This is a genomic window from Thiovibrio sp. JS02 (assembly GCF_053485635.1).
In genome coordinates this window covers 3,397,651-3,419,625 of record NZ_CM130715.1, presented here as the reverse complement: position 1 = coordinate 3,419,625, position 21,975 = coordinate 3,397,651, and the positions used below count along the sequence as shown (strand labels likewise).

General features: G+C 62.0%; 18 protein-coding genes and 1 pseudogene. 11 read left to right on the top strand and 8 right to left on the bottom strand.

All coding sequences use genetic code 11. From position 1 onward, the window contains the following. Positions 1 to 27 precede the first annotated feature (27 nt). From ACUUL3_RS15705 to ACUUL3_RS15690, 4 genes are all read right to left on the bottom strand, one after another. Complete coding sequence (locus tag ACUUL3_RS15705; RefSeq protein ID WP_448552940.1) at positions 28 to 1,347, bottom strand: glycine/betaine/sarcosine/D-proline family reductase selenoprotein B; 1,320 nt, start codon at positions 1,345 to 1,347, stop codon at positions 28 to 30. A gap of 1 nt (position 1,348) precedes the next feature. Further along, on the bottom strand, positions 1,349 to 2,593 hold the full coding sequence (locus ACUUL3_RS15700) for a glycine/sarcosine/betaine reductase component B subunit (RefSeq protein WP_448552938.1): 1,245 nt from the start codon (positions 2,591 to 2,593) through the stop codon (positions 1,349 to 1,351). Positions 2,594 to 2,772: 179 nt separating this feature from the next. Beyond that, positions 2,773 to 3,309 carry an HPP family protein gene (locus ACUUL3_RS15695; RefSeq protein WP_448552936.1) on the bottom strand — a complete coding sequence of 179 codons (537 nt, stop codon included), beginning with the start codon at positions 3,307 to 3,309 and terminating at the stop codon, positions 2,773 to 2,775. Continuing rightward, complete coding sequence (locus tag ACUUL3_RS15690) at positions 3,306 to 3,920, bottom strand: CBS domain-containing protein (protein WP_448552934.1); 615 nt, start codon at positions 3,918 to 3,920, stop codon at positions 3,306 to 3,308. The genes ACUUL3_RS15695 and ACUUL3_RS15690 overlap by 4 nt, the downstream gene beginning before the upstream one ends. 229 nt (positions 3,921 to 4,149) lie before the next feature. Between ACUUL3_RS15690 and ACUUL3_RS15685 the strand changes: the two genes are divergently transcribed. Further along, positions 4,150 to 4,845: an XTP/dITP diphosphatase gene (locus ACUUL3_RS15685; protein ID WP_448552932.1), complete on the top strand. Its 696-nt coding sequence runs from the start codon at positions 4,150 to 4,152 to the stop codon at positions 4,843 to 4,845. Positions 4,846 to 5,069: 224 nt separating this feature from the next. Here ACUUL3_RS15685 and ACUUL3_RS15680 read toward each other — a convergent pair whose 3' ends face one another. Next, positions 5,070 to 5,765 (bottom strand): YkgJ family cysteine cluster protein, encoded by a 696-nt coding sequence (locus ACUUL3_RS15680; RefSeq protein WP_448552930.1) that lies wholly within the window; start codon positions 5,763 to 5,765, stop codon positions 5,070 to 5,072. A gap of 293 nt (positions 5,766 to 6,058) precedes the next feature. Here ACUUL3_RS15680 and ACUUL3_RS15675 point away from each other — a divergent pair, with 293 nt between their 5' ends. The 6 genes from ACUUL3_RS15675 to ACUUL3_RS15650 all read left to right on the top strand — a co-directional run bounded on the left by ACUUL3_RS15675 (position 6,059) and on the right by ACUUL3_RS15650 (position 15,096). Further along, positions 6,059 to 6,265, top strand: a complete 207-nt coding sequence (locus tag ACUUL3_RS15675) for a hypothetical protein (protein ID WP_448552928.1) — start codon at positions 6,059 to 6,061, stop codon at positions 6,263 to 6,265. A gap of 27 nt (positions 6,266 to 6,292) precedes the next feature. After that, the gene (locus ACUUL3_RS15670; RefSeq protein ID WP_448552926.1) at positions 6,293 to 6,712 is read left to right on the top strand and encodes a MerR family transcriptional regulator; all 420 of its coding nucleotides are present in this window, start codon (positions 6,293 to 6,295) and stop codon (positions 6,710 to 6,712) included. 62 nt (positions 6,713 to 6,774) lie between these two features. Further along, positions 6,775 to 8,544, top strand: coding sequence for an ATP-dependent zinc metalloprotease FtsH (gene ftsH, locus ACUUL3_RS15665; RefSeq protein ID WP_448552924.1), 1,770 nt, complete (start codon positions 6,775 to 6,777; stop codon positions 8,542 to 8,544). 208 nt (positions 8,545 to 8,752) lie between these two features. Continuing rightward, the gene (locus tag ACUUL3_RS15660) at positions 8,753 to 9,538 is read left to right on the top strand and encodes a carbonic anhydrase (protein WP_448552922.1); all 786 of its coding nucleotides are present in this window, start codon (positions 8,753 to 8,755) and stop codon (positions 9,536 to 9,538) included. A 189-nt stretch (positions 9,539 to 9,727) separates the two neighbouring features. Next, a complete protein-coding gene (acnB, locus tag ACUUL3_RS15655) occupies positions 9,728 to 12,259 on the top strand; it encodes a bifunctional aconitate hydratase 2/2-methylisocitrate dehydratase (RefSeq protein ID WP_448552920.1) in 2,532 nt (843 codons plus the stop codon). A 233-nt stretch (positions 12,260 to 12,492) separates the two neighbouring features. Continuing rightward, entirely contained in the window at positions 12,493 to 15,096 is a 2,604-nt protein-coding gene (locus ACUUL3_RS15650) for a PAS domain-containing hybrid sensor histidine kinase/response regulator (protein WP_448552918.1), read from the top strand. A gap of 68 nt (positions 15,097 to 15,164) precedes the next feature. On the opposite strand, the gene ACUUL3_RS15645 is transcribed toward ACUUL3_RS15650, so the two are convergent. The 3 genes and pseudogenes from ACUUL3_RS15645 to ACUUL3_RS15635 form a co-directional block, all read right to left on the bottom strand. Continuing rightward, positions 15,165 to 15,836 carry a hypothetical protein gene (locus ACUUL3_RS15645; protein WP_448552916.1) on the bottom strand — a complete coding sequence of 224 codons (672 nt, stop codon included), beginning with the start codon at positions 15,834 to 15,836 and terminating at the stop codon, positions 15,165 to 15,167. 53 nt (positions 15,837 to 15,889) lie between these two features. Next, positions 15,890 to 17,290 (bottom strand): pyruvate kinase, encoded by a 1,401-nt coding sequence (gene pyk, locus ACUUL3_RS15640; protein ID WP_448552914.1) that lies wholly within the window; start codon positions 17,288 to 17,290, stop codon positions 15,890 to 15,892. A gap of 137 nt (positions 17,291 to 17,427) precedes the next feature. Beyond that, positions 17,428 to 17,565, bottom strand: a pseudogene (locus ACUUL3_RS15635) (hypothetical protein); the annotation flags it as partial. Positions 17,566 to 17,907: 342 nt separating this feature from the next. On the opposite strand from ACUUL3_RS15635, the gene ACUUL3_RS15630 reads away from it, so the two are divergent. The 4 genes from ACUUL3_RS15630 to ACUUL3_RS15615 are packed head-to-tail and all read left to right on the top strand — an operon-like array spanning position 17,908 to position 21,962. Next, positions 17,908 to 18,291: a response regulator transcription factor gene (locus ACUUL3_RS15630; protein ID WP_448552912.1), complete on the top strand. Its 384-nt coding sequence runs from the start codon at positions 17,908 to 17,910 to the stop codon at positions 18,289 to 18,291. Next, complete coding sequence (locus tag ACUUL3_RS15625; RefSeq protein ID WP_448552910.1) at positions 18,288 to 19,517, top strand: YaiO family outer membrane beta-barrel protein; 1,230 nt, start codon at positions 18,288 to 18,290, stop codon at positions 19,515 to 19,517. Before ACUUL3_RS15630 ends, ACUUL3_RS15625 begins: the two co-directional genes overlap by 4 nt. Beyond that, positions 19,495 to 20,568, top strand: a complete 1,074-nt coding sequence (locus ACUUL3_RS15620) for a HEAT repeat domain-containing protein (protein ID WP_448552908.1) — start codon at positions 19,495 to 19,497, stop codon at positions 20,566 to 20,568. Before ACUUL3_RS15625 ends, ACUUL3_RS15620 begins: the two co-directional genes overlap by 23 nt. After that, a complete protein-coding gene (locus ACUUL3_RS15615; protein WP_448552906.1) occupies positions 20,565 to 21,962 on the top strand; it encodes a glycosyltransferase family 2 protein in 1,398 nt (465 codons plus the stop codon). Before ACUUL3_RS15620 ends, ACUUL3_RS15615 begins: the two co-directional genes overlap by 4 nt. Positions 21,963 to 21,975 lie beyond the last annotated feature (13 nt).

Here is a 21,975-nt window from a genome sequence, read left to right as displayed (position 1 = left end):
CGCGAAAGGTGTGGCCATGGCGACGGTTCACTTGAAAACGGTTTGCCCCGTCACCTCCGTGGCGAGGGCGGCAAGCGCCCTTTCCACCAGGCTTTTCCGCAGAACCTTTTCCTCCGCCCCGCTTTTTTCAGGATCGCCGAAAGGATGCGGAATGGCGACGGTGGGAACGATCCGGTTGGCGCCCACCGTCAGGGAGATGGGCACGATGGAGCAGCAGTGCACCACGGTGATCCCGGCCCGTTCGATCTCCTTGACCATCGTTGCCCCGCAACGAGTACAGGTTCCTCAGGTGGAGGTGAGGATCACCGCCTGGACCCCATCGGCGATGAGATTCCTGGCAATGGCCTGCCCAAAGGCCATGGCACTGGCCACCGAAGTGGCGTTGCCCACGGTGGCGTAGTAGAAAGGGTGCAGGGAACCGATGCGGCCCGCGGCCAACAGCTCGCGCACCGCATCGAGGGGCAGAACCCGGTTGGGATCTTCGTTGGCAAAGGAAGGGTCATAGCCGCCATGCGCGCTCTGGTGGGTGGCGGCGGAAAAGGCGGCAAGACCTTCCAGGCTGTAGGTTCCGAATCTCCGGGCATTGGCCGCCTCGATCCGATCCGGATTGCCCAGCGGCACGATGCCGCCGGAGGTGACCAGGGCCAGACGCGCCCGCCGCAGATCGGCAACGGCCGGCGCCGGCGCGACCCGGTCAAAAACCGGCATGGCGTATTCGCTTGCGAACGGCCCGCCCATCACCTTCCTGAGGAGCAGGTCCACCACCCGTTTCGCTCCGGTTTCCTTGGCAAAATAGTTCCGCCGCAGCCCCTGGGGAATATAGCCGTCGCTGCCAGGATCCACGGCCTGGCCGACGACCAGTTTTTTGGCCAGGGCCCCCATCTTCAGCAGCCCCTCCCGCATGCCCATGACGTTTTCCGCGCAGGAGACGAGATAGACCTCTTTTCTGTACTGTGCCACGGCCGGATTGTCGGGAAACATGGCGGCAAGGGCGGGAATATTGAACCGGGCCGCCACCGCCTTGCAGATGGCCGCGCAGGCAAGTCCGTAGCGACCGGCATTGAAGGCCGGCCCGGCCAGAAGCAGCTGGGGCTTTTCCCGGCCGGCAAAGGAAGGGGCAAGCAAGGCAAGAACCTCCTCCACGGCGGCCTCGGTGTATTCGGCGACAAAGTTGTCGCCAAAGATGATCGTCGCGGTGATGGCGAGTTCCGGATGGAGCTTCTCCAGGAGCAGCCCTGGGCCGCGCGGGCCGGCCGCCAGGGTGGGCGTCAGATTGGCCTGCTCCTCGCCGCCCAGGCCGCCGAAAAACTGATTGAGACAGTGGATGACCCTGTAGCTTTCAGGCAACTCACACCTCCCGGCAGGAAAGTTTCTGCATGCCCAATTGATTGGTGGCGCCGATGATCCCTTGCAACTCGATTTCCAGGGAGCCGTCCTCCTTGAGGCTCTGCGGATAGGCGCCGGCCAGCCTGGCAAGATCATCGAGGGGACCGAGGATGCGGGCCAGTGGCGGCAGGAGAATCCGTTCGTTGGCATTCCCCACCGAGACCAGGGCGTCCGCCTCAGGGGTCGAATCGGCCAGGGACTGGGAGGCCCCGTCCGGGCCGGCATACTCGTCGGTGAGCCCGGCGGTTTTGATCCCGGCCTGCTCCAGGCCCCGGATCAGCATCATCTGGTCGGCATCGGGATTGCCGAAACCCTCCTTGCTGAGCACCGCCGCCTGGGCGGCAAGCCCCCTGACCAGGGCCACCGCCTGCGCTGCCGAGGCCTGCTTGCCGGCAAGGCGCACCGGCTCGTTGGTCAGGACCACGCCGACGAAGTTGAGCTCCCGGTTGTGACGGGAGTAGAGTTCGCGCAGCAGGGGATTGTTCTGGTGATGAAAGGTGGTGTTCTTGTCACAGGCGCTCACGCAGTTGCCCGAGGTGATCACCCCGTCAAAGAGGAGGTGGGGGGCAAAGAGCCTCGGCAGCCCCTCCCTGGCGTTTTGTCCGAACACATAGGTGTCGTGCAGAAGCCCCTGGCTCAAGAGCATATAGACATAGGCCACCCGGGGCAATTCCGGCCTGACCCTTTCCGGCTCCAAAGGGACGATCTCTTCCAGGTTGTCCGCCGCGCCGCCCCTGGCCGCTTCGGCAAGAAAGGCCGCGGCGCGCTGGCCGGCCAGGCGAACCGCCTCTTCGTGCTGATGCGGGTCAAGACCCGGGACAACCGCCACCTCCAGGACCACGTTGAGGGTGCGGGCAAAGGGCGTATGCGCGCTTCCGGGGCCGCGCATGTCGATGATCCCCTCCTGAAAGCCGACGATCTTGCCGCAGGTGACCACGGCCACGTTCCTGAGGATACGGATCTCCCCGGAACCGGCCACCTCTCCCGACACCTTGCAGCGGGGCTCGACCACATCCTTGACGCAGAGAATCCTCGTGGCCTCGCCGGGCCTGGCCAGGGCGACAGCAAGAGCGGCAATGCGGGAGTCTGCCCGCCTGAGCATCTCCTTGAGCCCTTCCGGCTCGATGACAAGCGTCCTCGCGGCAAGCCGGGTTTTTTCCCCGAACACCACATCCTTGACGAAAAAACTGGCCAGGGTCAGCATCATCGCCCTCGTCGCGGTTGACGGAAATAACGCGTAACCAGAAAGTACCACTCAAAAAAAGTATGAAGGAAAGCAAGGGAAAGGTAAAGCGGCTTCTCGCGGGTTCCCTGCCGGGCCGGCGGAACGCCGTTGCCGGCCCGGCAGGGGGGAGGAAGGAGGGAAAGAGGAAAGCGGGGACGGCCCTACCACCAGAATTCGGGATACCTCCGCGTTTTGGGAATATTGTTCACCAGAAGGGCGATGAGCAGCATGATGCAGGCCCCGGCGCCGGCGGGAAAAATCGCATAGAGATAGCCCAGGGCGTATATCTTCCCGCTGCCCATCACGGCGATAAGGGCGGTGGCGCCCCCCGGCGGATGCAGGGTCTTGGTCAGGTGCATCACCGCGATGGCCGTGGCCACCGCCAGGGCCGCGGCCAGCCATAGATGGGGGGCCAGCAGCTGATAACAGGCCACGCCGATCAGCGCCGAGAGCAGATGGCCGCCAAGCAGATTGCGCGGTTGCGCCAGGGGGCTTTTGGGCGCGCCGTAAAGCAGCACGGCCGAGGCGCCGAAGGAACCGATGAGCATGATGAGATCCGATTCCGGCAGCAGATCGTAGTTGATATAGGCCACCGCGGCAATACCGAGAAAAGCGCCGAGCCACGACCAGAAGACCTCGGACATTCCCACCCGGGGCGGGCTTGTGGTGATACCCAGCATCTTGTGGAAATACTTCATGGCGTCTCCCTCTCCGGAAAGGCGAGCATGAGGTCGCTGCGGGTGATGATGCCGCGCAGCTGCTGCCGGTCATCGATGACCGGCAGCCGGTTTATTCCCTTTTCCCGCATCAGCCTGCTTATCTCCGGCAGCAGGGCGCTCCCGGAGACGGTGACCGCGGGCGAAGTCATGATCGCCTCCGCGGTCCGCCCCTTGACAGCCAGGGCGGCGCAGCCTCCGCCGGCAAGGCATTCGGCGATCAGGGCCATGCAGGAGGTCTGCTTTCCGGAACTCAGGTTCCGGAAGAAATCCCGCTCCGAGACAATGCCGGCCACGCTTCCGTCAGACCGCACCACCGGCAGACCGGTGATATGGTTTTCGGCCAAGAGACCGGCCACCTCGGCCAGGGGAGTCGCCGGCGAGGCGGTGATCACCTGCCGGCTCATGATATCGTCGGCCTTGGTGCTGCGGTACAGGCGGCTTTCCGCATGCCTGTAGGCAAGGAGATAGAGCTGCTTGAAATCGGGCGGCGAGATGTCGATATACCCCGGGATCTCCTGCATTGCCGCGAAGACATCCTCGTCGCTGAGAAGTTCCGCGGGATTGAGTTTGGCTGTGCTCGGCTGCGTCATGAACGTCTCCTCCCTTCTGCTGAATGTTCTCCTCCCGGGGGAGAGGATTTTCTCATAACTATCGCAAAAAAAGATCCTTCTCATTGACTTATATCAAGTTTGCGCATTTTTGTCCCCTTCGGGCAGGATCGTCGCCGCTCGCCTGCCTTGACTTCCGGCCGCGCAGGGGGTAAATGTGACTTTCGGCAAAAGCGGCAGTCCGCAGCTTTTTCAGGCGAGGAGAAAAATCATGTTCAATATATTGGTTCTGGCCACCAAGAATAAGGGCAAGCTCAAGGAGTTCCAGGAACTGGTCAAGGACTTTCCCGTGGAGATCCGCTCCCTGGCGGATTTCGGTCCGATCCCGGAAGCGGTGGAGGACGGGCAGACCTTTGACGACAATGCCTACAAAAAGGCGCATTTTACCGCCAAGGTATTGGGGCTGCCCGCCATTGCCGATGATTCCGGCCTGGTGGTCGAGGCGCTGGCCGGCGCGCCCGGCGTTTACTCGGCCCGTTATGCCGGAGAAAAGGCAAGCGACGCGGAAAACATCGCCAAGCTGCTCAAGGAGATGCAAGGGGTGAAAAATCGCAAGGCCGCCTTCCACTGCGTCATCTCCATCGCCGTGCCCGGCGGTCCGGCCCTGACCTACGAGGGCCGCTGCGAGGGCGAGATTCTTGAGGAGCCGCGCGGCACGGACGGTTTCGGCTATGATCCGGTCTTCTATTATCCCGAATTGGGCAAGACCTTTGCCGAACTGAGCATGGAGGAAAAAAACAAGGTGAGCCACCGGGGCCGCGCCATGGCCGAGGTGGCCGCCGAGTTCGAGATGATCCTCAAGTGGCTCAAGCAGCGCCTTGACGAAGAAAAGCCGCCCAAGCCGGACCACGAGCAGTTTGAGCACAATGACTGGTCCGAGGAAATCATGGTGCGGGAGGTGAAATAGCGCCCAGCAATAACTGGTTTACCGCCAGAATTCCGCCCATTTTGTCCTGCCGCGCCTCGCGGGCAGGGGCGGAAAAAGGCGCTGAAAGTGTTTGCGGGCGAAGCCCGAGTTTTTCAGCGTCCCGCCTTTGTCGAGAAGCAAGGGAAGCCCGAAGGGCCAGGACAAACGGGAGCCTTTTTCTTGTTTCTTCTTTTGGGCAAGCAAAAGAAGAAAGAGTTAAAAAATCAGGCCCCCTCCCCTCTCCGCAAACAAATCTCTCCACCCTCTTCAACACAAACAAGTCCTGAGCCGGCCAACTGGGTCACAAAGGGCCGCCCCAGGAGGAAGAACTCCACATCCACCGTCATCCCTGTCCTGGCGGCGATCTCCTGCCGCAGGACGAGGTCGGCCCGGACCAGCCCGTTGAGGCGGGCGAGAAGTGCGCCTGCGCCGCTTTCCATGTATTGCCCGAGGAGTGCGGTCCACTCCTCCCCGGGGCATTGCCGCTCGTGGCGGGCAATATGCTCCAGGATCGGATCGTCCGGGTTGATCAGGTCGGTGCGTCTCAGGGTGTCCTGATATATGGCGGCGAAAAGCGCTGCCGGCTGCCAGCATTCCAGGAGGGCGCAGGTCAGGGGGCGATGGGCGTAAATTGCGCAGCTGTTGTTTGCCTGATCCAGAAAGAGGCAGGTCCAATCCCCCCCCTGGCCGCGGATCTTCAGCAGCTCGACAGGCACCGGTTCAAGACGGTTGCCGGCCGGGTTGAAGCCCATCTCTCCCTTGCGGATGGTGACGAGCTGCTCATGTCTGACAATACCTCTGCGCAGCAGCTCCAGATCCTCCCGCCGCAGGGCCGGGCCTCCCTTGCGGCAGCAGGTGCCGCACTGCCTGCATTGCCTTTGCGGTCCCTTGCCGCCGGGTTTCGCGCTCTTGTTTTTCATCCTGCCTCTTCCCATCCCATCATGCCCACCGATTAAAATGGCGCAAAATACTCCCTACCCCACCCCCAAAATGCAGCACTATTAGCCCGAATGGGTATGGTTTTCTACCTCTCGACAAGAGAGATGCCCTTGGAAATAATTTTATTATACTTTTATCTGCTTGTTTTCTTTGCAAATAAACCATCCGCCCCATGCCGGCCGGCCGTTCTGGCACGCCCCTTGCTCCTCCATACAAGCAAAGGCCACAGAAAAGGATTCTGCGCTGCCAAGCACCTCAACAAAGGAGGTCCGAGATGAAAGAAAAGGCCACAGCACAAAACGCGACAAGAACAGCTTCAGCCCTGGCTCGCATCACCCCTGCTACGCTAGCCGAAACCTTTTGGTTTGTCAGCTCCTTTGTCATGTCCGTTGCCTTGGGTCCGTTTTCGGCCCTGCCCGCTCTGGTCGCCCTTTTTTCCCTGGACTGCCAGAGCCCCCTGCCCATGTCCGCGGCCAAATAGCCATTCATAAAAAAAAGAGAGCGCGCCATGATTACCGAGACAGCAGCCCCCAGCCAGAACCTCCCGCTCCCCATCGGCCAGAAGCCGTTGCTGGCCGACAACCAGGCGGTCTTCACCATCAGCGCCGCCGCGGAGATGCTGAATGTCACCCCCCGCACCCTGCGCATGTACGAGCGGGACGGCCTGATCAAACCCCTGCGCCACGGCAAGTGGCGCTACTACAGCATGGACAACCTGAAATGGATCACCTGCCTGCGCAACATGATCCACGAGCACGGCATCAGCGTGGCGGCCATCCACAAGCTGCTCCAGTATACGCCCTGCTGGAATATCGCCGACTGCCCCTTTGAAAAACGCAAGCTCTGCACGGCTTTCATGTCCAGCGCCCTGGTGCCCAAGAAGATCGATATCGCCGACCCCGGCCGGAACCGGTCGATTTCCGCCTGATTGCTTGCGGCTTTGCCCCTGTTTCGTGTACAACGTTTAGAAAAATAACCTGGAGGTATGCCTTGAACCAATTTTATAAAAACCTGTCCATCTGGCTGGTTATCTGCCTCATCGGCTTTGCGCTGATCAATGTTTTCAATCCTCCCACCGAGGCGATCAACCAGATCAACTACAACGATTTTCTGGACAGCATTAAATCGGGCAAGGTCAGCCAGGTCACCATCAACGGCAATGAGGCAACGGCCCAGGATCTGGCCGGCAACCGCTTCAAAACCGTGATGCCGGAAAACCTCGAGACGGTACAGCCTTTCCTCGCGCATGGGGTCAAGGTGAAGGTGGAACAGGAAAAAAAGGCGCCCTGGTATATGGAGATCCTCATCTCCTGGCTGCCCATGCTGCTGCTCATGGGGGTCTGGATCTATTTCATGCGCCAGTCCCAGGCCGGCGGCGGCAAGGGCTTGATGACCTTCGGCAAGAGCCGGGCCCGCCTCATTGAAGGGGAGGAATCCAAGATCACCTTTGCCGACGTGGCCGGCATTGAAGAGGCCAGCGACGAACTGGGAGAAATCGTCGATTTTCTCCGCGACCCGGCGATGTTTACCCGGGTGGGCGCCCGCATTCCCAAGGGGGTGCTGCTCTCGGGCGAACCGGGCACCGGCAAGACCCTGCTCGCCAAGGCCATTGCCGGCGAGGCCAAGGTGCCGTTCTTCTCCATCAGCGGCTCGGACTTTGTCGAGATGTACGTGGGCGTGGGCGCCAGCCGGGTCCGTGATCTCTTCAAGGAGGCAAAGAAAAAGGCGCCCTGCATCATCTTCATCGACGAGATCGACGCGGTGGGCAGGCAGCGCGGCGTGGGCGTGGGCGGCGGCAACGACGAAAGGGAGCAGACCTTGAACCAGCTCCTGGTCGAGATGGACGGCTTCGAGGCCAACGCCGGCATCATCATCGTCGCGGCCACCAACAGGCCCGACATCCTTGACCCTGCCCTGAAACGGCCGGGCCGCTTCGACCGTCAGGTCATCGTTCCCATTCCCGACGTGCGCGGCCGGGAGAAGATTCTCAAGGTGCACGCCGCCAAGGTGCAGCTCGACACCGATGTGGATCTCGCCATCATCGCCAAGGGTACCCCGGGCTTTTCCGGCGCCGAGCTGGCCAACATGGTCAACGAGGCGGCCCTGATGGCGGCCCGCTTCAAGGTGGGCAAGATCACCATGGACCTCATGGAACGGGCCAAGGACAAGGTGATGATGGGCGCCGAACGCACCAGCATGATCCTGACCGCAAAAGACAAGGCGATCACCGCCTACCACGAGGCGGGCCACGCCCTGGTCGCCCGCCTCCTCCCCGGCACCGATCCGGTGCACAAGGTGACCATCATCCCGCGCGGCCGGGCCCTGGGTCTGACCATGCAACTGCCCACCGACGAGAAGCATTCCCAGTCCAGATCGTTTCTCATGAACAACCTCTGCATCCTCCTGGGCGGCCGGGTGGCGGAAGAGCTGATCTTCGGCGACGTCACCACCGGCGCGGCCAACGACATCGAACGGGCCTCGGCCATCGCCAGGAAGATGGTCTGCGAATGGGGCATGAGCGAGGAGATCGGGCTCATCAACGTGGCCGGCCCGGATGAACACGGCCGCGGCAAGCAGGCATACAGTGGCGAGACCGCGGTCAGAATCGACAAGGCCGTGGTCGCTCTGGTCCAGGAGGCAAGGGAAACGGCGACGACACTGCTTTCCGAAAACCGGGCGGCCATGCAGGCCATGGCCGATGCCCTGCTGGAGAAGGAAACCATCAGCGGCGACGACATCGACCGGCTGATGACCGCGTAATTTTTCTCTCCCCCACCCTCAAAAAGCGCCCTCCGGAGATATTCCAGGGCGCTTTTCTTGTCTGGGCAAAGATACCTATCATGTTGTTTTTCTTCAATTTACCCCTTGACATGACTGCCCGATGGTGTCAGTAGAACAGATGGTTCTTTCCCGTTGCCCGTCCCTGCGACGGCACTACCATTTTTCAATGCCCAAAAGGAGAAACGAAATGAAAAAACTGATCCGTTCCGCCGCCGCGGCAGGCTGCCTGCTGCTGCTCACCGCCGCCCCGTCCCTTGCCAGTGGCAGCAAGGCAGCCAAACCGAGCCCGGACGCCGCAATCACCATGCTGAAAGAGGGCAATGCCCGCTTTGTCGCCGGCAAATCGGCCCATCCCCACAGCGACAGCGCCCGGCTGATCCAGGCGGGCAAGGAAAATCAGGGCGATCATGCCTACGCCACCGTCATCACCTGCTCAGATTCCCGAGTGCCGGTGGAGCGTGTTTTTGACGCGGGCGTCATGGACCTCTTCGTGGTCCGGGTGGCCGGCAACGTGGTGGATGTTGACGAAGCAGGCTCCATCGAATACGGCCTGGCCCACGTCAACACCCCGGTGCTGGTGGTGCTCGGCCATACCCAGTGCGGCGCGGTCACCGCGGTCACCGATGCGCTCCAGGGCCACGGTCACGCCCTGGAGCGGAACATCCCGCCCCTGGTGGACAACATCGCCCCGGCGGTGCAGCGCGCCATTGCCCAGCACCCCGAGGCGCATGGCAAGGAGGTGATCCCATACGGCATTGAGGAGAACGTCTGGCAGGGGATCGAAGACCTCTTCCTGAACAGCCCGGCGACCCGTGCCCTGGTGAAAAGCGGCAAGGCCAAGGTGGTGGGCGCCATCTACGATGTGGCAACCGGCAAGATCAACTGGCTGGCAGAGGCCAGGACCGCTGAAATTCTCAAAAAGGCGGAAGCCGATCCCAAGCGGGCGACCGAGGCCATGGCCGGCGGCCACTGAAGTTTTCCCCTGCCGGAAAATGATGCGGCGGCGCTGCCTGATGGCGGCGCCGCCCTTTTTTTGCCGGGCAGCGTTCTGTTTTTTTGCAAGAGGTTCTGCTTGACAGGTGGCGGCCGGCAAGGTTAGGAGACTGTTTCAGGAAAAATTTGCAGGGCCCTGCCCGCTTGTCATAGCCACGGAGGATTTCAGATGCTTGCCGCCTACAATACCCATGTTGCCGACCGCGCAGCCAAGGGGCTGCCGCCCCTGCCTCTTTCCGCCGCGCAGACCGCCGCTCTGGTGGAACTGCTCAAGAGCCCGCCGGCAGGCGAAGAGAAAACCCTGGTCGATCTCATCACCAATCAGGTGCCGCCCGGGGTGGACGACGCCTCCAGGGTCAAAGCCGAGTTCCTTGCCACCCTGGCGCAAGGGAAGGCCACCTCGCCCCTGCTGGACAAAAAAGCGGCGGTGAGGCTGCTGGGCACCATGATGGGCGGCTACAACGTGGTCCCGCTCATCACCCTGCTTGATGACGCCGACCTGGCCGCGGAAGCGGTTGCCGCGCTTTCCAAGACCCTGCTGGTCTATGATTCCTTCAAGGATGTGGTGGCCAAGGCTGCAACCAATCCCCACGCCAGACAGGTCCTCGCGAACTGGGCCGAGGCCACCTGGTTCACCGGCCGCGAGCCCATGCCGGAATCGCTCACCGTCACCGTATTCAAGGTGCCGGGCGAAACCAACACCGACGACCTTTCGCCTGCCTCCGAGGCCTGGAGCCGTCCCGACATCCCCCTGCACGCCCAATCCATGCTGATGAACCGGCTGCCCGGCTCGCTGGCGGTGATCGAGGAGCTTAAGAAAAAGGGGTTTCCGGTCGCCTATGTGGGCGACGTGGTCGGCACCGGCTCCTCCCGCAAGTCCGGGGTCAACTCCATGCTCTGGCATATCGGCCGGGATATCCCTTATGTGCCCGCCAAGCGGACCGGCGGCGTGGTGATCGGCTCCACCATCGCGCCCATCTATTTCAATACCGCCGAAGACTCCGGCATGCTGCCCATCCAGTGCGATGTCTCGGCCCTTGAGACCGGCGACGTGATCACGATCAACACCAGGGAGTCCACCATCAGCCGGGAGGGCAGACTGCTCACCACCTTCAATCTTGCCCCCTCCACCCTGCCCGACGAGGTCCGGGCCGGCGGCCGCGTCAATCTCATCATCGGCCGGGGGCTTACGGCCAAGGCCCGCGAGGCCCTGGGCCTTCCGCCCTCCACTCTTTTCCGCGAACCCGAAGTGCCCAGGGACACGGGCCGCGGCTACACCCTGGCCCAGAAGATCGTCGGCAGGGCCTGCGGTCTTCCCGGGGTACGGCCCGGCACCTACTGCGAACCCAGAATGACCACCGTCGGTTCCCAGGACACCACCGGCCCCATGACCCGCGACGAGATCAAGGAACTGGCCTGCCTGAAGTTTTCCGCCGATCTGGTCATGCAGTCCTTCTGCCACACCGCGGCCTACCCCAAGCCGGTGGACGTGCTCACCCACAAAACCCTGCCCGGTTTTTTCAGCGAGCGCGGCGGCCTGGCCCTGCGCCCCGGCGACGGCGTCATCCACTCCTGGCTCAACCATCTGGTCCTGCCCGACACGGTGGGCACCGGCGGCGACAGTCACACCCGCTTTCCCATCGGCATCTCCTTTCCGGCCGGCTCCGGCCTGGTGGCCTTTGCCGCCGCCACCGGCTCCATGCCGCTGGTGATGCCAGAATCGGTCCTGGTCCGTTTCACGGGCACGATGCAGCCCGGCATCACCTACCGAGATCTGGTCAATGCCATTCCCTATGCAGCCCTGCGCCAGGGCTTGCTCACCGTGGAGAAAAAAGGCAAGAAAAACGTCTATGCCGGCACCGTCCTCGAAATCGAGGGGCTGGACCTGAACGTGGAGCAGGCCTTCGAGCTGGCCGACGCCTCGGCGGAACGCTCTGCCGCCGCCTGCACCGTGCGGTTGGACAAGGAGCCGGTTATCGAGTTCCTGCGCTCGAACGTCGTCCTGCTCAAGAACATGCTCATCCGCGGCTATCAGGATGCAACCGCCATCGAAAAACGCATCGCCGCCATGGAGGCCTGGCTGGCCGATCCGCAACTCCTGGCGCCGGATACGGATGCCGACTACAAAGCCGTGATCGAGATCGACCTGAACGAGATCAAGGAACCTCTGCTCTGCTGCCCCAACGACCCGGACGACGTGCGGCCCCTTTCCGAAGTGGCCGGCACCAAGATCGACGAAGTGTTCATCGGCTCCTGCATGACCAACATCGGGCATTTCCGGGCTGCGGCCAGAATCCTCGAAGGAGCGTCCCAGGTGGCCGGCCGTCTCTGGGTGGCACCCCCCACCCGCATGGATGAAACGCAGCTCAAGGACGAAGGCCTTTACAGCATCCTCGGCAAGGCCGGCGCCCGCACCGAGATTCCCGGCTGTTCGCTCTGCATGGGCAACCAGGCCAGAACCCGCGACAACGTCACGGTATTCTCCACCTCCACCCGCAATTTCGACAACCGCATGGGCAACGGCGCCAGGGTTTACCTCGGCTCGGCCGAGCTGGCGGCCATCTCGGCCAGGCTGGGCCGACTGCCCACCCCGGCCGAATACAGCGCCATCATGGCCGAACGGGTGGCGCCGAAGGCGGCCGAGATCTACCGCTATTTAAGCTTCGACAAAATCCCTGGCTACGAAAAACAGGGCTGGTGACCTCATTGCATTTTGGGCCCGTGACTGCGGCAAAAAAATGGGGAGGCTCAAGGTCTTCCCATTTTTTTGTGCGCCCCGGCCCCGCTCCGGACCGGAAGTTCTCTGCGGCGCCGCCATGCCGGCAACGCCCGCTCGGAAGTTTTCTGGAAAAAGATTCCCGCCTGACGTACAATGGCAACGTGTCAACAATGTTTTTTTGATTTGTTGTCCCCTCCTTGCAGTCAGGTGCCGCCATGAGTCCAACCGAATCGCCCAGCCAGGGCTTTTCTCCGGAAAACTACCAAGCTCCCTGGTGGGCCTACGGCCTGATGGCCGGACTCATCGTCTTTCTCTTTTTTTCCATCAACTACGCATTTCAGCTCGGCCTGCGGATGACCGGCCACTACGCCCCCCTTGTCGACGCCGCCATGGAAATCCGCCTTGAGGCCACCACGGCCCATCTCTGGTTCGAGGAGGTTATCAGCGGCGACCGGCATGAAAGCTTTGAAAGCGTGCTGGGCCATCTCGACGCCGCCGACCGCCATGCCGAGGCAATGCTCGAAGACGAATCCGGACCGGGAGGGCCTTTGCTCGCCATGGACGACGCCCAGCTGCGGGAGAACATCAAAACGATCCGCGACCGGATAGCGCGCTTCCGGGAGGCCACGACGGAACGCTGGAAGGCCATGGAAACCTCCGGCATCGGGACTGAAATCGACCAGCGCTATGATGCCCTTTTCGCCGAATTCATCAATCAGGCCGACCTGGTTGAAGCCTCTCTGCAGCAATCGATCAAGGGCGATCTGAGCCGTTTCCGCTCGACCAGAACAATTTTATTGTCCGCCTGCCTGGCCCTGTTTTTTCTCAGCGGGATGGTTTTTTACCGGCTGGAAAAACGGCGGGCCGCGAGTTTCATCGCCCTGCGTAAAGCCCACCAGACCATCAGGAACAGCGAACGCTGGCTGAAGACGACCATGCGGAGCCTGGGCGACGGGCTGATCGTGACGGACACCCGCGGCAAGGTGACCTATCTGAACCCCATCGCCGAACACCTTACCGGCTGGCCTCAGGAGGAGGCGCAGGGCGAGGATATCGAAAAGGTCTTTCACATCATCAACGAAACCACCCGACAACCCGCCGAACATCCGGTCCGACAGGTCATCAAGAAGAAATACATTGTCGGCCTGGCCAATCACACCCTGCTTCTCTCCAGGGACGGCCACGAGTATCCCATTGCCGACAGCGGCGCCCCCATCATCGACGATCAGGGCAACATGATGGGCATTGTCATGGTTTTTCATGACATCTCCGCCCGGCGTCAGGTGGAAAAGGAGCTGTTGAAAAGCAAGGAACAATGGGAAAAATCGTTCAACGCCATTGAGGATATTCTCACCATCCAGGATATGGACATGCGGATCATCCGGGCCAACAAGGCAGCCGCCAGACTGCTCGGCATCCCGGCCGGGGAACTGGTGGGCCGATACTGCCATGAGGTGTTCGCCGGCACTTCCGAACCATGCCCGGGCTGTCCGGAACTCGAAACCCTGGCCGACCTGCGGAACCATTCCCAGACGATCACCCACGAGAAGCTCGGCAGGACTTTTCAGGTCTCGACGGCGGCGGTGCTGGACAAGGACGGGCGGCCGGAATACCTCGTGCACTTTGCCAAGGACATCTCGGAAAAATTGAAACTTGAAGAAGACCTGTTCCAGGCCAGAAAGATGGAGGCCATCGGCACCCTGGCCGGCGGCATCGCCCATGATTTCAACAACATCCTCTCCGCCATGATCGGCTATGCGGAGCTGGCCAGAATGGATATCGAAAACGACAAAAACCAGGCGGCCGCCGATCTCGATGCCGTGCTGAACGGCGCACACCGGGCAGCCGAGCTGGTGAAACAGATTCTCACCTTCAGCCGGAAGGGCGGAGAAAGCCTCGAACCCCTGGCGCCCTATCTTATCGTCAAGGAATCCCTGAAGCTGCTGCGCGCCTCGCTGCCCTCCACCATCCAGATCAAGGAGGATATCGATCCTGAAAGCGGCAAGATTCTTGCCGACCCGACCAGAGTGCAGCAGGTGCTGGTGAACCTCTGCACCAATGCCCTGCACGCCATGGAAAACGAGCAGGGGGTGTTGAGCGTGAAGCTGAGCCGCCGGGAACTGGGCCCGGCCGACCTGAAGGGAGAGCCGGCCCTCGCGCCCGGCCCCTATGTGGAACTCATGGTGGCTGACACCGGCCGCGGAATGGCCCCGGCCACCATGCAGCGCATTTTCGAGCCCTATTTCACCACCAAGGAGCCGGGCCGGGGCACGGGCATGGGCCTTGCCCTGGTGCACGGGATTGTCAAAAACTTCGGGGGCATGATCAAGGTCGACAGCACCGTGGGGGCGGGCACGCTCTTCCGGGTCTATTTCCCGGCGCTGGAAACGGCGACTCCCGGCCCGGAGCAGGACAAAACACCGGAACAGCTCCTTCCCGGCGGCAACGAGCACATTCTGGTCGTTGATGATGAGAACATGCTCGCCGGCATGCAGAAATCCATGCTGGAGCATCTCGGCTACCGGGTGACCGCCACCACCAGCAGCCTGAACGCCCTGGATCTTTTCCAGAAAGCTCCGGCCGAGTACGATCTGCTGGTTACCGACCAGACCATGCCGGACCTGACCGGAGCCGAACTGGCGAAAGCCGTGCTGCGCATCAGGCCCGAAATGCCCGTCATTCTCTGCACCGGCTACAGCTCCATGATCTCGGAAGAGCAGGCAAAGGAGCTCGGCATCAGGGCGTTTCTCCTCAAGCCCATCGACAGGGTGCTCTGGACGAAAACCGTGCGACGCCTCCTGGACGAGACCGCGCACTGAGAGGCTTCCCGCGAGCCGATTTCGCACCCCTGAAGAACATGGGGCCGGGCCGCGGCAGCTACGTTGGCCTACAAAGGGATGGCGAAATCCCACCCCATCTCAATGGCCAGCCACTGCGGCAAAAGCATCATTGTCCGCGACGACTCCCAACCTCTGTCGGCAAGATGCCCCCTGATCGCCCCGGCAGAAGGCATTGCCGCCATTGCCACCGAGGCGAGCACCGTCGGAACGGCCGCAGCCGGATCGTTTGCCGCCGAGCAGAGGTCGGGATGCGAAGAGACGAAATGCGCCCGGCAGACCACCGGCCTCACCGGATAGGCCCCGCATGCGCCATTTACCAGCAGGGGGCAGCAATGTTCGTAGCCGGCGAGCTCCGTCCGCCCCATGCTCCTGACCGCCGGCCTGCCCGGCCTGGAATTATCCCAGGCATGCCATTGTTGCGTCCGCAGCCGCAGCCCGTCGAGCTGGGCCGCTGACCATTCCCGCTTGAGGTGTTGCGCCAGGGTATGGGCCTCGGCAATGTTGGTCAGGATATGATACCGGCAACAGTGGCAACAGCCCGATCCGCAGGGAGGAACAACGCCCTCCTCCCTGCGCAGCCGCGCCAGCTCGCCGGCGGTCGCCTCGTCCACGGCGGCGTAAACACCTTTGACGAAGCCCTCTTCCGGGGGCATGGGCATGGCGAGGCCGAATTCCGCGGGCAGGAGGCCGGAGCCGCTCTTTTCCCTCAAGGCCATCATTCTCCTTTTTCCCGGCGGAAAGCCAGGCCAGGCCCGAAAACAAACGGGCACGCTCAGATAACCCGCACCTGCACCGTCTCCACGAACATCCCATCCACCAGGATATCCGAAACCACGATCACCCGGCTCCCCACCTTGAGCAGTTGCCTGCGCAGCAATTTGTCAATGGCGCGCTTGATGGAAACCTCGGGATCCTTGGACAGCTTGATCAAGAAGGGATGCACCCCCCAGAAAATGCCCAGTCGCCGCCGGACATGGGTGGTGTTGGTGAACGCGTAAATCGGCGCGCTGGGGCGGCACCTGGACAACAGCATCGCCATCAGCCCCCGCCGGGTAAAGACCAGGATGGCGCCGGCATGCAGATTGTTGTTCAAAATCGCGGCGCTGCGGGCAATCTCATACTTGGGATTTTCAGAGGCCGCCACCCGCACCGTGGTGTCGAGCCCCAGCTTCCGTTCAATTCTCCGCGCCACGGTATCCATGGCCGCAAGGGCCTTGAGGGGATGCCTGCCGGTGGCGGTCTCGCCGGAAAGCATGGTGGCATCCGCTCCTTGCAGCACCGCCTGGGTGATGTCCGTGACCTCCGCCCTGGTGGGGGTGGGATTGACGATCATCGACTCCAGCATATGGGTGGCCACCACCACCGGCTTCCCCGCCGCCCGGCACTTGCGGACAATCTCTTCCTGCAGCAACGGCACTTCCTCAAAGGGCAGCTCCGCCCCCAGGTCACCGCGGGCGATCATGATCCCTTCCGCCCTGGCGATGATTTCGTCGAGATGGGGCACGGCTTCCGCGCTTTCTATCTTGGCCAGGATATCGATGGAGGCGTTCTCGGCCTGGAGGTATTTCCGCAACTCGGTGATGGCCTCGGCGGTCCTCACAAAGGAGAGGGCGAAGAAATCGACGCCGTTTTCGATGCCGAACCTGATATCCTGCCAGTCCTTTTCGGTGATCGAAGGCAGGTCCGCGCTCTTGCCGCGGATATTGACGTGGCGTCTGGAGGTGAGAATGGCGTCGTCAAGACACGCACAGTGAATATCCTTGCCCGCGATCCGGCGGACCTGCAGACTGATCATGCCGCCGTCGATCAACACCGTGTCTCCCACTTCCACATCGTTGACAAAGCCGTCGTAGCTCACCTCCACCGTATTGGCCTCAAGCTCCGCCTGTCGACGGACGGTGAGGATCAGAGGGTCGCCTTTTTTCAGGATGATGTCGCGACTCACGTCGCCGGTTCGCACCTCAGGGCCTTTGGTGTCCAGGAGAATGGCCACCGCGCAGCCCATCTTCTTGTTGAGCCTCTTGATGTGCTGGATCACCGTCCGGTGCCAGTCATGGGAACCGTGCGACAGATTGAGACGCGCCACATTCATGCCGTTTTCCGCAAGCTGCTTCAGCATGTCGAAAGAGGCGGTGCCCGGGCCGATGGTGCAGATGATTTTAGTGTTTCGCATGCCTTGTCAAATCTCGTCCAGGGGTGGGTGGGGTTTCTCCGAAAAACACAGTATAGCGCGCATCGAGGAGACAAAGCAAAGAAGTTGCGCCTGGCGGCGGCCTGCCCGCGAAAAGCGAGGCTGCGCGCCGATAGGGGTTATTGCCTCGCCTCCGCGGCCAGCGGCCCGAATTCCACGGGCACCCAGCGGTAACCTCCCTTGCCCTCCGCCCGGACATGGCCGATGCCGGGAAAGGGCAGGTGCATTCCCGCCACCAGGGATTTACTGGCCGCCATGGCCATATCTCCTTTTGAAAAATTCACGAAACAGGGCTGGCGGCCGGTGCGCCCCGCCGGGAAAATTGGTGGCCAGCCGCCTAAGCGGCCGCCCCTTCTTGCTTCCGGTCTTCGATCCTCGCTGAGCCGCCTCATTTTTCATGCTCCATTACTTTGCCAGAACCCTCCCCGTTGTCAAACGGTTTCAACAAATTTCCGCGCCCAGACAAGAAGTCGCCGGTAAACAGGGGTGCTCCGGGCAATTGCTCTCGGCAACCCCATGCCGCTCTTGCCATGAACTGCCGGTCTGTGTATGATAAGCGGCACTTTTCTGCACCCCGCCACCATGACCGCCAGGAGCGTATGGCTGAAAAATTCAAGATCCTGATCGTAGAAGATTCTCCCGTCATTGTCGGCATGCTCAGCTTCATGCTCAGGCGGGAAGGGCATGAACCCCTGGTTGCCGAGGATGGCCGGGCCGCAAGGGAGTTTCTCACGGGCGGCGTGGTGCCGGATGCGGTGATCCTCGACATTCTCCTGCCGTACGTGGATGGCTTCGAGTTGCTTGCCGAGATGCGGACCATGCCGGCCTGGCGGAAGGTGCCGATCATCATGCTCAGCGCCAAATCCCAGGAAAGGGATGTGGTCCGCGCCCTGGACCTCGGGGCGGACGATTATATCATCAAGCCGTTGCGGCCCATGGAGCTGGCCGCCCGCCTCCGGCGTCTCCTCAAGCAACCGTCATGATGCGCTTCCTTCTTGCCGGCCTCTTTCTGCTCGCCTTACTGCCCGCTCCGGCCCGGGCCTATGAAAATCCGTGGCAAGCCGTGGAAGAAAAGGATTTTCCCGCTGCCGAAGCCATGGTGCGCAACCAATTGCGGAACGCTCCCCGGGATGCGGATCTCAATTTCCTCCTCGCCCGCCTTCTGGCCTGGCAGGGCCAACACCAGGAAGCACTGGCCATCTACCGGCGACTCCTCGACCAGGAACCGGCCAATGGCGATTATCTGCTGGGTCAGGCCCAGACCCTTTTCTGGAGCGGCGAGCACGGGGCCGCCCTCGCCACGGCGGAGCAAGGGCTGGCCGTGGCGCCGGATTCTCTCGAATTCCGGCGGCTCAAAATCCAGATTCTCCTGGCCCGGGGGAGCGAGGCTGACTCCGACCGGGCAGAAGCCCTGCTTACCGAGGCGGAACAGCGCTTTTCCGCCGAAGCGCTGGCGGATCTGCGCAGTCGGCAGCAGAACGTTCTTGCCGCCGGCAACGACTTTGTCCCCAGAAAAGAGGCGGAGGCCGGCTTCACCTACGAACACCTCAGCAATGGCTATGACGAATGGAAAAGCCTCTATCTGGAAGGCGAATGGCTTCCGGCCCCCCGCCGGGTTCTCTATGCCAAAACCCGTCTCACCGACCGCTTTTCCCTGGGTGACGAAGAACTGGTCCTCGGCACTTACCAGCCCCTGGGCAGCCTTTACGACTGTCAGCTCGAACTGAGCGGCAGCCCCGACCACGAAATTCTTCCCAAGTATTCCCTCCTTGCCGGTCTCACCCGGAAACTTCCCGAAAAGTGGGACGCGACCCTTGCCGCCCGCCACTCGGAGTACAACGCGACTTACAGCAATCTGTACAGCGCGAGCCTGGGCCGCTATTTCGCGGACCAGCGCCTCGACTACACCCTCTATGTCGGCAAGGCCGAGGATGCCGCCGAAACCTATACCCACCGCCTGCAGTGGACCAGATTTTACGGGGAACGCAACCGCTTTGCCCTCTATGCGGCGGCAGGCCAGGAAACGGAAAACTCCGGAGAGCCAGGACCCACCCAGCTGGTAAGCAGCAGCGTGCTCAGCCTGGGGCTGGTCGGCCGCCACTGGTTTGCCGAAAACAGATGGGCACTCAGTTACGAGCTCTGGCGCCACGAACAGGGGGACCGTTACACCCGCTGGGGAGGAGCCCTTGGGATCCGCCTTCAGTTCTGAGACAATGGTCGCTCACGCCTATGTGAGCGTTATTTTTGTCGGCCTTGTCACCCTGCTCATGGTTCTGCGCATCATCTCGCTGCGCATCAAGCTGCAGCTTGGCCAGCGCCATCAGGCGCGGTTCAGGGAAATCTGGCTGCCGATCTTCACGGAAATCTCCCTGCAGACCCCCTGCAAAAACGCTGTCCTGCCCCCTCTCAAGCCAAGGGACTTCCTCCTCTTCATCCACTACTGGCTCGGCTTTCAGGAAACCCATTCCGGCCCGGGCAAGTTCCGGTTGAATGCCTTGGCGCGCCGTTTGAAGATGCAGGAGTACGCGCACAGGCTTCTTCAGAAACGCGGAATCAGGCACCGCCTGGCAGCCGTCGTTTTTCTCGGCCATTTGCGGGACCGCCTCAGCTGGCCAACCCTTGAAAAAATGCTGCGCCACGAAAACACCCTGCTCTCCATCCTGGCGGCCCGTTCACTGCTGGAAATTGACCAGGACCGCGCCCTGCCCCTGGTCTTTGCCGAGCTGACAACCAGGGAAGACTGGCCGGAGACCAGAGTGGCACTGCTGCTCCGCAGCGTTCTCGTTCCGGAACTGCTGACCAGCCACCTCTTCGATACCCTGCAAACCAGCAGCGATTCCCAGGCCGTCAAGCTCCTGCCCTATGTGGCGCAGATGTACAATGAGGAAAAAAACCGCATCCTCCGCATCCTTCTTGAGCGCAGCCGATCGGACCGGCTGACCTCACGCCTGCTCAAACACATTGAATGCAGCCATGAGCTCGATCTGGTTCGCCACTATATCGGCCACGAACGCTGGCACATCCGCATGCAGGCCATGGCCGCCCTGGGCCGCATCGGCCAGCGCCAGGATCTTCCCCTTCTGCTGCAGGGGCTTTCCGACGAACAGTGGTGGGTGCGCTACCGGGCCGCCCAGGCCCTGATCAGAATGCCCGGCATGAACCGGGAGGAGTTGCGGCTGATCCATGACAACCTGGAGGATCTGTTCGCCAGGAGCATGCTGGCGCAAACCATGGCGGAAGAGGGGAGGAGTGTCCGATGAGCGGGCAGCAGATCATCCTCTGTGCCGAGTGGTTTTTCTTCATCTACTTCTTTTTTCTGAACTCAGGCTACCTGCTCTTGAATTTCCTGGCCTCCTTCCGGCTCAGCGACTACATGGAAGCCAGCGACATCACCAGCCGGCCCCAGGCATACAGCGACCTGGGACTGCCCATCAGCCTCCTGGTGCCGGCCTTCAACGAGGCGCTCACCATTGAGGATTCGGTGCGCTCCCTCCTGCAGCTGCACTATTCGGAATTCGAAATCATCGTCATCAACGACGGCTCAGGGGATGACACCCTCCAGGTTCTCAAGACGGCCTTCCTGCTCGAAGAGATCCCGGAAGCGTACCGGGTCCGCCTGACAACGCAACCGGTACGCGCCATTTACCGCTCGCGCCACTTTCCCAACCTGCGGGTCATCGACAAGGAAAACGGCGGCAAGGCCGACTCGTTGAACGCCGGCATCAATGCGGCCCGCTATCCGCTCTTCTGCGGAGTGGATGCCGACTCCATGCTGCATCCGGAAAGCCTCCGGCTTCTGGTGCGCTCCTTTCTGGAGGATCCGCGCACCGTGGCCTGCGGGGGCACGGTCCGGCTCGCCAACGGCTGCGAGATCAAGGGCGGCGTTCTGCAGCGGACCGGCCTGCCCAGGAATCCGCTCGCCCTCTTCCAGATCGTCGAATACCTCCGCGCCTTCCTCTTCGGCCGCCTCGGCTGGGTGCCGCTCAATGCGCTGCTGATCATCTCCGGCGCCTTCGGTCTGTTCCACAAGGAAACCGTGGTCCGGGCCGGCGGCTACCGCCACGACACGGTGGGGGAGGATATGGAACTGGTGGTGCGACTGCACCGGACCCTGCGCAGGGAGAGACGGCCCTACCGGATCACCTTCGTGCCCGACCCGGTCTGCTGGACCTCCGCGCCCGAGGATCTCGCCACCCTGAAAAATCAACGGATCCGCTGGCAGCGCGGGTTGGGGGAAAGCCTCACCATGAACTGGCCTCTGCTTTTCAGCCGCAGGGGCGGATTCCCGGGCTGGGTCGCCTTCCCGTTCATGGCCTTCTTCGAGTGGTGGGGCCCGCTTTTCGAATTCGCCGGCTACCTGTTCATGCTCTGGGCCTACAGCATGGGCGTGCTCGACCAGGAGGCGATGATCGCCTTTCTCCTGGTGGCCGTCGGCATAGGGGTTCTGCTTTCCACCAGCTCCCTGCTGCTTGAGGAACGCTCCTTTCACATCTATCCGAAGGGCCGCCAGGTGCTGGTCCTGCTCTTCGTCGCCGTGCTGGAAAATCTCGGCTACCGGCAGCTCATCACCCTCTTTCGGCTCTACGGTCTGTTGCAGAGCCTTTTCAGGACCAAGTCCGGCTGGGGGCGCATGCGCCGCCGCACCCTGGGCTAACGCGGTTCTCCGG